Source organism: Mycobacterium sp. GA-2829 (genome assembly GCF_001499965.1).
Taxonomy (GTDB): Bacteria; Actinomycetota; Actinomycetes; order Mycobacteriales; family Mycobacteriaceae; genus Mycobacterium.
Genome location: NZ_LQIT01000004.1, coordinates 148,999 through 161,131, shown reverse-complemented (window position 1 = coordinate 161,131; position 12,133 = coordinate 148,999). Strand labels below are relative to the sequence as shown.

At 67.5% G+C, this 12,133-nt stretch carries 11 protein-coding genes; 7 read left to right on the top strand and 4 right to left on the bottom strand.

All coding sequences use genetic code 11. From position 1 onward, the window contains the following. Positions 1-224: 224 nt before the first annotated feature. Positions 225-1,559 carry a hypothetical protein gene (locus AU194_RS04240; protein WP_059087974.1) on the bottom strand — a complete coding sequence of 445 codons (1,335 nt, stop codon included), beginning with the start codon at positions 1,557-1,559 and terminating at the stop codon, positions 225-227. Then, positions 1,549-3,645: a hypothetical protein gene (locus AU194_RS04235; RefSeq protein WP_231743157.1), complete on the bottom strand. Its 2,097-nt coding sequence runs from the start codon at positions 3,643-3,645 to the stop codon at positions 1,549-1,551. Before AU194_RS04235 ends, AU194_RS04240 begins: the two co-directional genes overlap by 11 nt. A 109-nt stretch (positions 3,646-3,754) precedes the next feature. On the opposite strand from AU194_RS04235, the gene AU194_RS04230 reads away from it, so the two are divergent. Continuing rightward, a complete protein-coding gene (locus AU194_RS04230) occupies positions 3,755-4,516 on the top strand; it encodes a ribonuclease T(2) (protein ID WP_059087973.1) in 762 nt (253 codons plus the stop codon). A 7-nt stretch (positions 4,517-4,523) separates the two neighbouring features. On the opposite strand, the gene AU194_RS04225 is transcribed toward AU194_RS04230, so the two are convergent. Next, positions 4,524-5,822 (bottom strand): hypothetical protein, encoded by a 1,299-nt coding sequence (locus tag AU194_RS04225; RefSeq protein ID WP_157575888.1) that lies wholly within the window; start codon positions 5,820-5,822, stop codon positions 4,524-4,526. Between the two features lie 190 nt (positions 5,823-6,012). On the opposite strand from AU194_RS04225, the gene AU194_RS04220 reads away from it, so the two are divergent. After that, a complete protein-coding gene (locus tag AU194_RS04220; protein WP_059087972.1) occupies positions 6,013-6,231 on the top strand; it encodes a type II toxin-antitoxin system CcdA family antitoxin in 219 nt (72 codons plus the stop codon). Then, positions 6,228-6,638 carry a type II toxin-antitoxin system VapC family toxin gene (locus AU194_RS04215; RefSeq protein WP_059087971.1) on the top strand — a complete coding sequence of 137 codons (411 nt, stop codon included), beginning with the start codon at positions 6,228-6,230 and terminating at the stop codon, positions 6,636-6,638. Before AU194_RS04220 ends, AU194_RS04215 begins: the two co-directional genes overlap by 4 nt. 1 nt (position 6,639) lies before the next feature. Here the strand turns inward: AU194_RS04215 and AU194_RS04210 are convergent, their stop codons facing one another. Beyond that, positions 6,640-8,613, bottom strand: coding sequence for an OPT family oligopeptide transporter (locus AU194_RS04210; RefSeq protein WP_059087970.1), 1,974 nt, complete (start codon positions 8,611-8,613; stop codon positions 6,640-6,642). Between the two features lie 162 nt (positions 8,614-8,775). Here AU194_RS04210 and AU194_RS04205 point away from each other — a divergent pair, with 162 nt between their 5' ends. The 4 genes from AU194_RS04205 to AU194_RS04190 are packed head-to-tail and all read left to right on the top strand — an operon-like array spanning position 8,776 to position 12,114. Then, positions 8,776-9,711: a mechanosensitive ion channel family protein gene (locus tag AU194_RS04205; protein WP_059087989.1), complete on the top strand. Its 936-nt coding sequence runs from the start codon at positions 8,776-8,778 to the stop codon at positions 9,709-9,711. A gap of 50 nt (positions 9,712-9,761) precedes the next feature. After that, on the top strand, positions 9,762-11,471 hold the full coding sequence (locus tag AU194_RS04200) for a nuclease-related domain-containing DEAD/DEAH box helicase (protein ID WP_059087969.1): 1,710 nt from the start codon (positions 9,762-9,764) through the stop codon (positions 11,469-11,471). Between the two features lie 53 nt (positions 11,472-11,524). Further along, the gene (locus AU194_RS04195) at positions 11,525-11,722 is read left to right on the top strand and encodes an antitoxin Phd (RefSeq protein ID WP_157575887.1); all 198 of its coding nucleotides are present in this window, start codon (positions 11,525-11,527) and stop codon (positions 11,720-11,722) included. Continuing rightward, positions 11,719-12,114 (top strand): type II toxin-antitoxin system death-on-curing family toxin, encoded by a 396-nt coding sequence (locus AU194_RS04190; RefSeq protein WP_059087968.1) that lies wholly within the window; start codon positions 11,719-11,721, stop codon positions 12,112-12,114. Before AU194_RS04195 ends, AU194_RS04190 begins: the two co-directional genes overlap by 4 nt. The last annotated feature ends 19 nt before the right edge of the window (positions 12,115-12,133 follow it).

Genomic DNA, 12,133 nt, shown 5'->3' with positions numbered 1-12,133 from the left:
AGACATCTCCACTAAGCCCGGAGGTCCTCCCTTCTCACAGCCAAACCGTCAACAACGTCCCTGCCGGGTACACCTAGCGCGCGCACACCAAGCAAGAGGCGCGGGAAAAAACGCCGAAAAAGAGAGACCGAAAGCCGCAACCTCTGTGGCCTCTCGCAGTGACCGCACACGTGCGGGATCCGCGCCTACCACAACCTAACCGCGCCACTGGCACGTTCGCAAGATCACCGCGCATACCGTAACGCCACCAACGACACCAGACCCATCTCCCGATACAACACCTCCGGCGGCAACTGCCGGAACCCACGCACTCCCGGCGCTCCCGTCGCCGCCTGCGCAATCTTCCGCGCGATCCGGTAATCCAAATCCTTCAGCGACCCACGGTCCGTCACCGTGTCGAGCAGCGCCGACACCCCCGCCACCGCGAACGGGCTAGACACATCGAGCATCACATTCGTCGCCGCCACCAGATGACCCGCCCGCTCCCGCACCGTCATCCCCGACAACGTCGGCGCCGCGGCGTCGATCCGCGCCGCAATCCGAGCCACGAACCGGCGCAACCGATACGGGCCCAACGTCACCGTCCCCGCAGCCGTGACCGACATGCCCAGACAGTCGATCCGGTCCCGGCCCCGGTACGCCGGATCAACCTCACACGGCCGGCCGTGCACCGACAGCGCCGTCCGCAACTCCTTACTCATCTTCCGCTTGACACCCAACTCCGCGACCAGCCCGTCGATCCGGGCATCCACCTCGTGGAGCACCGCGAGATCCCCATGGGCGACCATGAAGTCGTCGTTGTAGCGGGCGTAGAACACCCCGTCGATGTCGGTGATGGCCCGGTCCATCGGCACTACCGCCAGATTACCGAGCACCGGCACCAGCGGCGTCCCCATCGCAACCCCGTTCAGGCGGGTGAACTCGGTACCGTCCTCGTCACGCACCACCGGCCGGATCAGCGTAGTGATCAGATCCCAAGCACCACCGCTGATTTCACCGCGCGCGCTCCCGAGCGACGCCACCTCCCGCAGGGTCTTCCACAACACAGCGCCCGGCCCGACCGGCAGATTGTCGCCGTACTTCTCGAAATCAGACTGCAACACATACAGCGGCCCACCCCTCGGGCCCACCCGCTCCCGGTGGGCGCGGATGAACGCCGCGAACGCCCGCATCGCGCCGACGTTCGTCACCCCCGGCAGATACGAGTACACACCCGGTAGGCCGTAGCAGCGGGCGTTGTGCGACAACAACTTGAACAACGCCGACCCCACGATGTGATCGACGAACCCCGGCATGTGCGCGGCGCGGCGCTTGCCGCCCCGCTCCAGGAACCACAGGTCGACCGGCTGCGGCTCATAGCTGCCCTCGGCGATGCTCGCAGCGATAGCGCGGGACAATGTCTTGCGGTCGGCCGCCGCGTCGAAATACGTGACGCCGTCGGCGATGTCGTGGAATCCCATCCCGCGCTCGTTGCGCTTGGCGTAGATCCGCAGGATGGTCGACTCATAGGTCGCCGGGTCAATGAGGCATGCGTCGATGTCCACCGGTTCAAGCGCCATGGACGGCGACCTCCCGCTCCCAGTGCCCGAGCCGCCACGCCCGCAGCGTCCGCAGCCAGCGCTGGAACCGCGCCGGCTCGGGATGCGGCGGCAGCAGGAAGATCATCCGCACCTTATTGTCGTGGAAAATGGGCGATAGCCACCGCCCCGCCACCGACACCACCAACGCGTCGTCGTCGAGGCTCTTCATGGCCGCTGGCAGGATTGCGGGCACCAGGTCCTCGTCGAGCGTGCGCATGGCCTGCGTGCCCGCGCGGGTGTTCAGGTCGGCCACCACCCCGTCGGGAAACAACGCGAGAAACTCCGGCGCCAGGCATTCCGGGCTCTGCGGCTCTCGTGGCACACCGGCAATCGGAGTGAGCCACTGCGCGGCCATGATGCGGTCCAGCGCTGCACGCCCGTCCGGGGCCGGATCCCGCCAGTACTGAGCACGATTGGCCGCGCCGCCGGTGGCGGTCTGCACCTCGAGATGCGGCTCACGCGCGAGGTCCCTGCGCGTGTAGAACACCAGCGTCGTCGCCGAACAGAACGCCAGACATCCGTTGCTCGCCAACGAAGAACGCATCAAGTCGATCGCGGCGGCGCGCTGCCGCTGCGGGATCCACTCCGGCACGGTGATCGTCCCGGCACGCACCGGCCCCGGCTCGGCGGCCAGCGCCCGGATCCAGTCCCCGAGCGGCAACTGGCTGGGCGAGGGCGGGATGCGGTCGCGCAGGTGCTGCAGGTTGATGTGCACGATCAGCAGCGTGAGCATCGCCGCGGTGAGCTCGACGAGATCCGAGGCCGGGTTCGCGTCGATCCACACCAACGCGAACAACACCGCCGAGAACGCGATGGTGAGGTTCAGCGCGCGGAACTGCCCCTCGGCGAACAACCGGACCTGATAGGTGCCGATGAAGCTGCGCACGATGAACAACGGCAGCAGCGCGAGCAGGAACGTGAACGGGATGCCGGGCAGCACGAACAGGCCCAGCATCACGGCGAGTCCCCAGAAGTACAAAGTGACCACCGGCGTGACGATCAGCAGTCGGTGGAAGAACCACACCCGGTACTCGCGCAGCGCCGGAATGCGCCGCAGCCGAACGAAATCGAAGTAGAACACCGCCGTGGCCTCGTAGGCGCCGCGCAACAGCGGCAGCACCAGGTAGAAGAACTGGAAGGCGTCGATGTCGCGCCACGCTTCGAACCCGGCGGTCAGGTCGAAGGACCGGGTGCTGGTGCCGTAGATCCCGGCGATCGCGAGGACGGCGATCGCGTCGAGCCGCAGGCCCAGTCCGGCCACCGTGGCGTCGAAGCCCTGGCGAATCGGGATGCGCGGCAGACGATCCCGCAGTGACCGCGCCGTCCGGAGACGCGGCGAGACGCCGTTGAGGCGGTAGAGGCGCAGGGCGAAGTGGATGGTGATCCCGATCGACAGCGCGTTGGAGACGATGATCGCGAGGACCACCGCGGCGGCGGGGTAGAAGAACACCCCGGCGCCGATGACCACCATCTGCACCGCGGTCGGCGCGAACAGCGTCCACAGTGGCCGGTAGATCCGTCGGGTGGCATACATGCCGGAATGCAAGACCCGCACCGGCATTCGCAGCGCGAGCTCGAGGACCACCAGCAGCGCGTACAGCAGTCCGAGCGGATCGTCGGTGGAGGGCAGCAGCGACAACGCCACCGCCGCACCGGCGACCGCCACCGCCGTCGCCGCGATCAGCGACAACACCAGCCAGCTGCTGATCTCACGCTCGACGGCGTCGCGGTCGCGGGTCAGCGAGAGTCCGCGGAGGCGTTCGCGCATCACCTCGAGCAGACCCCACCAGGCGCCGCTGACGATGAAACTGCCGACCCGCAGGATCATCACCGTGAACGCCGCGAGCCCGCCGAGACTGGTGAGGATGATCAGGAACTCGGCGACGTGGACGACGAACGTCGCGCCGTCGACGATCAGCGCGTAGCGCAGGCGGTAGCGGAAGTACTCGAACATCCTGCCGGTCAGCAGGCAGCCGTACAGGGACACCGTGCGGTGCCGGCGGCGGCCGGTGCGCTCGAACCAGCGGTCGATGTCGTTCACCGCGAGGTACCCGGCCACGTCCACACGTGCGCAGCACCTTTCGTCGGCGATCACGCAACGCCGGCGCATCGTTGTGAGACGCTGTTGCCGTGCAGCGCGGTGATGGCTGCTCTCCCTGGTGAAAGGGTGCACCATGCGGCGAGGCGACGTAGCCGTATTGTCGATTTCCGCGGCGCTGGCCGCGATCGTCGTCGCCGCCGTCACCTACAGCATCACCGCCCTCGACAAGACGCCGAATCCGTCCGCGCTGGTGTCCGACGACGCCGCGTCCAGCTGGCTGGTGCTCACCTGGGCGCCCAGCTTCTGCACCGCCGAACCGGAGAACGCGGCGTGCGAATCCGACGAGGTCACCAGGGCGGGACAGACCCTGGTCCTGCACGGTCTGTGGCCGCAGCCGCGCGACCGCCAGTATTGCGGTGTGCCGCAACAGTTCCGCGACCGCGAGTCCGCGCTGCCACCGGTACAGGTGTCTGACGACCTCCGTGCCCAACTGGGCTCGACCACCGTTGACACCGCATCGCTGATGCACCACGAGTGGTACACCCACGGCACGTGCGCGGGCGTCGCGCCGGACACCTACTTCGGCGATGCGGCGACGCTGACCGGTGAGGCGCGCACCGTCCTCGACCCGGTGCTGCGGGAGGCGGCCGGTGGCCGGGTGACGTTGAGCGCTCTCCGCAACCGCGTCGACGAGGCGTTCGGTACGGGAGCGGGGGAGCGGGTGGCGTTCGGATGCCGGACGGCGCCGGGTGAGGGGTCGGTGATCGTGGAGGTGCGGCTGTCGCTACCGCCGGTCGTCGCCCTGCGCGACGGCGGCGAGCTGGCGCCGCTGGGGACGCTGCTCGGCGACGCTCCGCCGATGCCGGTGCAGTGCCGGCACGGCAGCGTGCCGTGACGGCGGTCTACTCCTCGTCCGCCCGGTCGCGAGATCGCCTCTTGCCGAACAACTTCGAACCCTCCCGCGTCGTTTTCGACAGGAAGCTGCTGACCGCGGTGTAGCCTTCGGTGGCGGCTTCGAGTGCCTGCGTCGCCGCGACGGAGGCCTTGTCGGCGGCGGCCTGCAGGGCCTCCTTCGGGGTGGGTGCGTTGATCTCCGACCATTCCAAGGCTTGCGCGCGACGGGCGTGGGCGAAGCGGTCGAGATCCTCGCGCAGCTTGGGCAGGTCGCGGGTCAGGCCCTGGACGGACCAGAAGCGGAACCCGTCGATCGCCTCGGTTCTCGCGACGGCGTCGAGCACGGTCTGCGCCCGCCGGTACAGCTCGCCGTCGGCGGCCATCTGGTGGGCGAGCAGCTCGCGCGCGTCGTCGAGCACTTTCTGAAGGTGTTGCGGCTCAGTAGCTTCCACGCGCGCGATGCGCAGCCGCTGCCACTGGAACAGCGACTCCTCGGCGACGACGAGCAGGCTCAGCGTCTCGCCCAGCTGCTGGTTCTCGACCGCGTTGACGACGAATTCGGCGCGGTCCTGGATCGGTCGGGAGGGGTCGAAGGTCTTGAGCGTAGCGAGGGCGTGCTGACGCAACTGCTCGACCGTCCGGTTCAGGCCCGGCCCGACACTCGAGATCCAATCCCAGTCGGTGTCCGAGAACGACCCGTGCGTGTCGAGGTAATTGACCATGCGGTCGATCGACAGGCGGTCGCCGAGGACATCACCCGAGCGGGTGGCCTGCGCGAGGCGCAGGACTTCCTCGACCTTGTTCTCGACGCGCTGGACGGCGTCCTCGACCTCGCTGATCGCTGTCTTGAGGGCGATCTGCACGGCGAGCATCTGCGCCGACATGAGCTTGGCCGGGTTGACGTTGGTCTCCCGCCACTGCAGTTGGCGAAGGAACTTCCCGTCCGGGCCGCGCGTCATCATCCGGTTGAACCCGTGTGTCCCGGGGACGAGCCGCTCGGCGTTGATCGCCTTGACGCTGTCGGGGTGCAACTGCACGAATTTCGCGGACTGTCCGAGGATGGACGCCGCACTGGCGGCCAGGCCGGTGGCATTGCCGAGGGACGCCTTGTCGAGCCCGACGACCTGGACGGCGTACCCGGCGCTCTCGGTGAGTCGCTGCAGGTAGGACTCGACGGCCTCGGGGTCACCGCCGACCAGGAGCCCTTCGGGCTGCGTGGACACCACCACCTCGCCGGGGCCAGGTTCGGCGGTCGCGGGCAGGTTGTCCGTCCCGTCCGCTGGTGTGGTGACCTCGCCGTCCGTCATCGTCGCCCTTCCGCGTCGCCCGCCAAGTCTTCATCGCCGCTGTTCGGTCGCGCTTCCAGTGTTAAGTTGCCGGTCCTCCTGGGGAGGCAAACATCGGCAGGGTGGATTCGGCAATTGGTGTGTAGGAACGGCTACGCGGCGTGACCCGCGCGGAATGACCGACCAATGAAGATGTGTGTACATTGTGTGTATGGCTCGGCTGAACGTGTATGTGCCCGATGACTTAGCCGAGCAGGCCAGAGCGCGCGGACTGAACATCTCGGCGCTGACGCAAGCCGCCATTCGCGCAGAACTGGAGTATGCCGCGACCGACACGTGGCTCGAGAGCTTGGACGCCAGGAGCACAGGTGCGCGGCATGACGACGTGTTGGCCGCCCTCGACGCCGCCCGCGAAGAACTGGGGACATGAGCGCGCCATCGGCGCCCCGGAAGCAGGTGGTCATCGACGCGAGTGCCATGGTCGACCTCCTCGCCCGCGCAGGCGATCGGTACTCGGCGGTGCGAAAGCGGCTGGCGCGGACGGTGATGCACGCGCCGGCCCACTTCGATGCCGAGGTGCTGTCGGCGCTTGGACGGCTGCAGCGCGGCGGTGCGCTCACCGTCGCGCAGGTCGATGCCGCGCTCGACGAACTCCGGCGCGCGCCGGTGACCCGGCACGATCTCACGCCGCTGGTGGTCGGAGCATGGGCGCGCCGCGACACGCTACGACTGGCCGATGCGCTTTACGTCGAGTTGGCAGATACCGCTGGTCTGAAGTTGTTGACCACGGATCAGAGGTTGGCACGTGCCTGGCCGTCGGCTGAGGCGATCGTCTGAGTCAGTCCTTCACCACGTCCCGACTCGAAATGGTCTGTGTCCGCTTGTACATCCAGAAAATGACCGCCGCGAACCCGACGAGCCCGATGATCGACGCGAGGTTCCCGTCGTTGCCGGTGAAGATCGCGAACGGGTCCTCGTTGCCGGTCCCCGCGACGAACCCGGCGAAGATGACGCCGTAGAGGCTCTCACCCACGATCAGCCCGGTCGCCAGCAGCACCCCGAGCCGCTTCTTGCGCTCCACATCCCCGCCGCTGCGTTGCGCCCACCGGTTGTAGAAATACCCGATCACCGCGCCCACCGCGATCACCAGGATCAGGCTCATCGGCAGGTACATGCCCATACCAACGGCCAACGGCGGCAACGCAAACCGTGTGGTGCGATGCAGGACCTCGTCGACCAGGACCACTCCGACACCGATCGCGGCGCCCAGCCCGATCAGCCCCCAGTCCAACGACCCGCCGAACACCCCCTTGGCCAGCGACGAGATCAACGCCGCCTGCGGCGCCGCCAACGCGTTCTCCGACGCACCGGGCGCGCCGAGGAACCCGAACGCCGTCTGCATCAACTCGAGCACCGGCGGGATGATCGCCGACCCGAACAACACACCAATGATCAACGCCACCTGCTGTTTCCACGGCGTCGCCCCGACCAGCTGACCCGTCTTCAAGTCCTGCAGATTGTCATTCGAGATGGTCGCCACCCCGAACGTGATCGCCGCCGCGAACAACGTGAACGCCACCAACGCCGTGGCCTGATCGTCGTTCGTCGGCCCGAACACGAGCTTGATCAGCAGCGCGGCGATCAGCACCGTCAGAATGCCCACGCCGGAGATCGGGCTGTTCGACGACCCGATCAGCCCGGCCATGTACCCGCACACCGCCGCGATCACCAACCCGATGACGAACACGAACACCAGGCTCGCCACGATGATCCCCGCCGAACTGCCCTGCAGCACCGTGCCGCGGCTGAAGTCCCACAGCAGCACCGCAATCGGCAGCAGCATCACCACGATCGTCGCCACCACGATGGGGAACGGGATGTCGCGCTGGGTGATGTCGACCAGCTGCCCCTGCCGCCGGTCGCGGGCCGACTTCAGCGCGTCGGTGATGCCCTTGACGATCGGGCGCAGGATCTTCAGCAGCGTCCACACCGCGCCCACCGCGATCGCCCCGGCGCCGACGAACCGCACCTCGCTGGCGAACGCGGTGGAGACGACGTCGGAAACGGCCTCGCCTGAGGCGAAGTCCCCGATGGTGCGGATCGGCAGGATGATCCCGATCGAGATGACCATTCCGACGAGCATCGCGAACCCGACGGCCATCCCGACCAGGTGACCCACGCCGATCAACGCCAGCGACAGGCTGGCCCCGAACATCGAGCCGCCCGCGCCCACCCGGAAATACGTCGAGATCGAATTCGCCAGCACCTTGAGGTTGGCCAGCAGCGCGAACCCGGCCGACACCAGCGCCCCGAGCGTGATGATCCGCAGGCCGATGCGGTTGTCGGCGGCGCCCTCGGTGCGCTCGCCGACCTTGAGCACCTCGGCGGCCGCCACGCCCTCGGGATAGGGCAGATCCGACCCGGTCACCAGCGCCCGACGCAGCGGGATCGAATACATCACGCCGAGGATGCCGCCGACCGCGCACACCGCGACCGTGATCCAGTACGGGAAGCCCGTCCAGTAGCCGATCATGATCAGGCCGGGCAGCACGAAGATGATCGCCGACAGCGTGCCCGCCGCCGACGCCACCGTCTGCACGATGTTGTTCTCGACGATGGAGTGGTTGGCGAAGTTGCGCAGGATCGCCATTGAGATCACCGCGGCCGGGATCGCTGTCGCAAACGTCAATCCGACCTTCAGACCCAGGTAGACGTTGGCGGCGGTGAACACCAGCGTGATCACCCCGCCGAGCAGGATTCCCCGGACGGTCAGTTCCCGCAGCGTGGGCGTGGCGGGCGTGTCGACGGTCACTCGGCTTCCTCTCGGTCGCGCACCGGGCCGGCGGGTCGCGCGGCCATCCGGCACTACACGCTATGCCTCCAACCTGGAAGTCCGCGCCCGGACCGCGGTGTTTCGCTGTCGCGACCGTGTTGCTCAATAGGCAACGGGCTTTGTGGGTATGAGGGCGTGATCATGGATGTTCACAACCTCGCTTTCGAATGGACAGAAACCAACAAACACTGGCTGATCGAAGTCCCCATCCGGGTTGTCGCCTACGTCGTCGTCGCGCTGATCGTCCGCTACCTGCTCCACCGGATGATCGACCGTGCCGTCACCGGGCGGCGAGGCAAATCCCACGACACGACCGTCGAGTCCAAGAAGCCGCCGCTGCTCCGCCACCTGCGTGATCGCGCGCCGTCAGGCGTGGCCGCCAAGACCGCCGAACGCCGGCAGCAGCGCGCCCAGACCATCGGCTCGGTACTGAAATCGACCGTGTCCATCGTCATGCTCATCTGGGTCGTGCTGGCGATCCTGAACGTGCTCGGCGTGAACATCGCCCCGTTCATCGCCTCGGCCGGCGTCGTCGGTCTCGCCATCGGCTTCGGTGCGCAGAACCTGGTCCGCGATTTCGTCACCGGAGTGTTCATGCTGCTCGAGGACCAGTACGGCGTCGGGGACACCGTCGACCTCGGCGAAGCCGTCGGCGAGGTGGAGAGCGTCGGCCTGCGCGTCACCACGGTCCGCGACATCGACGGCACCCTCTGGTACGTCCGCAACGGCGAGATCGCCCGCGTCGGCAACATGAGTCAGGACTACGCCGTCGCCCGCATCGAGATGCCCGTCGCGCTGACCGCCGACGTCCCCAAGGCCGAGAAGGTGGCCGTCGAGGCGGCCGAGGAGGCCCTTGAGGATCCGGCGCTCAAGGCCAAGGTGCTCGGCGAACCCGACATGCTCGGTGTGCAGGAGCTGTCCCCGGACCTGTTGACGCTGCGGATGACGATCAAGACCCGCCCGAACGCGCAGTGGTCGGTGCAGCGTCGACTGCGCCGCGAGATCCTGCGCGCCTACGACGAGCACGACATCGAGCTGCCGTCCCGCGGACGCGTCTACGCGATGGCCGACGAATAGCGCAGGTGCTCGCCTAGCATCCACAGCGAAACCGCGCGAGGGGGAGGCCTGTGTCGATCACGCCCGACGAGCATCCCCGCCTCAAGAGTTCCGAACGCAGCACCTATGCGGCGCTGATCGACCAGCTCGAGCCCAACGACCTCGTCGTGCCGGGCCAGCGCGTCACCGACCACCTCAAGGACCACGAGGTCGACTTCGTCGTCGCCATCGAGGGCGCGGGCATCGTGTGCATCGAGGTCAAGGGCGGTGAGGTCTGGCACGACGGCGTCGGGTGGCGGCAGATCCGCGGCGGACGGCAGTTCACCATCGAACCCGTCCGCCAGGCGCGCGAGGCCTGCTACGCGCTGCGCGACTTCGTCGAGAAGGACCCGCGGTGGACGCAGGGCCGGCTGCGGTGGGATCACGTCATCGTGCTGCCCAACGTGGAGCTGCCCGACGATTTCGGGTTGCCGGACTGTCCGCGGTGGAAGGTCGTCGACCGCACGGAGCTGCCGAAGCTGGTCGAGCGGCTGCGGTATGTGCTGGTGCGTCAGGAGCTCGACCGGCCGCTGCTCACCAAGGACGGAATCGACCAGCTGAACACGGCGCTGTCGGGGCGCGGGCTGCCGCAGCGCGACGTCGTGGCCCGCGCGCTGGCCAACGAGGACGCCGCCGACGCGCTGACCGAGCACCAGGCGATCGTGCTGGACGCGATCCGCCTGCTGAACCGCGTGGAGGTGCGCGGGGGAGCGGGCAGCGGGAAGACGTTCCTGGCCATGGAGCAGGCGCGCCGGTTGGCGCAGCGCGGGGAGCGGGTGGCGCTGGTCTGCTATTCGCACGGGCTGGCGTCGTATCTGGAGCGGATCGCCGAGACGTGGCCGCGTCGGCAGCGGCCGGCGTATGTGGGGGAGTTCCACGCGCTCGGGGTGCGGTGGGGTGCGCCGGAGGGGCCCGACGAGGCGTTGCGCACCGAGGAGACGGTGCAGTTCTGGGAGCACGATCTGCCGCTGCAGATGGCGTCGCTCGCCGAGGGATTGGAGCCGGGGCACCGCTTCGATTCGATCGTTGTCGACGAGGCGCAGGACTTCGCCGACGCGTGGTGGGATCCGCTGCTCGCCGCGCTGCGGGATCCGGTCGAGGGCGGGCTGTATGTGTTCAGCGACGAGGGGCAGCGGGTGTTCAATCGTGTTGGGTCACCGCCGGTTCCGCTCGTCCCGCTGATTCTCAACCACAATCTGCGCAACACGCGGCAGATCGCCAATGCGTTCCAACCGCTGGTGGACCACCCGATGCGGTTCCTCGGCGGGGAGGGCCCGGCGGTCACGTTCGTGGCGTGTGACCGTGCGGACGCGCTGGATGCCGGTGATGACCAGATCGACGCGCTGCTCGAACAGGGTTGGCGGCCCGAGGATCTCGCGTTGCTCACGACGGGTAGCCGCCATCCGGAACAGGCGGAGCGGCAGAAGGAAGGGCACAAAGCGTACTGGGATTCGTTCTGGGATGCCGATCAGGTGTTCTACGGGCACGTGCTCGGGTTCAAGGGCCTCGAGCGCCGGTGTGTGGTCCTGGTGGTCAACGAGGAGGGCAAGTTCGAACGCTCGCGGGAACGGCTCTATGTCGGGTTGTCCCGGGCGCGCGATCAGCTCGTCGTGTGCGGTGATCCGGACTTCATCCGTGAGGTGGGTGGGCCGGACCTGGCGCGACGGTTGAATGTGCCGGAGGGTCGGCACGGCGAAACTGATTGCGCGCAACCTCGAGCGTGCCCCGAGGCGAACCTCTGAGGTGTCGACTCATCTAGTACCTGTTTCGGTACCTAAACAGGTAGCCTTGTTGTGTGCCTTCGCTCAACGTGGACTTCGATGACGCCGAGATGGAGCAGATCCGGGCTGCGGCGAAGCAGGACGATGTGTCCCTGAAGAAATTCGTCCACGCCGCGGTCATGCAACGCGCGAGCATGCACAAACGCAGAGTGGCAGAGGCGGCACGCGTGGTGGCCGAGCGCTCCGCTGAGCTCAACCGTCGTCTGGCGTGACGGACTACCTCGACCGCGATGACGTTCTGACCGCCGGCTCTGTCGCCTTCGGCGCGGAATTAACGGTGCGTGACTACGGCTTGCTCGATGCCGCCGTGGCCCGACCCAAGGCGACCGTGTTCGGAGTCGATGCGTACCCGCAGGTGTGGGAGAAAGCCGCCGCGTTGTTGCAGTCGCTGGCCCGCAATCACGCCCTCGTTGATGGGAACAAGCGCACCGCCTGGGCTTCGGCGTGGACCTTTCTCCATATCAATGGCTTTCAGCTTGCCGAAGACTTCGATGTCGACCGCGCCGAGGAATTCGTGAACGACGTGGCGACCCGCGATCGCGACCTCACCCATATTGCAATGATGTTGACGACCTTTGCCGCGTCAGCACCCGGTGAGGCTTGACCCGAGGCATGATCTCTCC

Bases quoted from the DNA above. Each gene is read 5' to 3' on its own strand.
- AU194_RS04205 (WP_059087989.1), top strand. From the start codon at position 8,776: ATGGATGTTCACAACCTCGCTTTCGAATGGACAGAAACCAACAAACAC.
- AU194_RS04240 (WP_059087974.1), bottom strand. From the start codon at position 1,559: ATGGCGCTTGAACCGGTGGACATCGACGCATGCCTCATTGACCCGGCG.
- AU194_RS04230 (WP_059087973.1), top strand. From the start codon at position 3,755: ATGCGGCGAGGCGACGTAGCCGTATTGTCGATTTCCGCGGCGCTGGCC.
- AU194_RS04225 (WP_157575888.1), bottom strand. From the start codon at position 5,822: ATGACGGACGGCGAGGTCACCACACCAGCGGACGGGACGGACAACCTG.
- AU194_RS04215 (WP_059087971.1), top strand. From the start codon at position 6,228: ATGAGCGCGCCATCGGCGCCCCGGAAGCAGGTGGTCATCGACGCGAGT.
- AU194_RS04220 (WP_059087972.1), top strand. From the start codon at position 6,013: ATGGCTCGGCTGAACGTGTATGTGCCCGATGACTTAGCCGAGCAGGCC.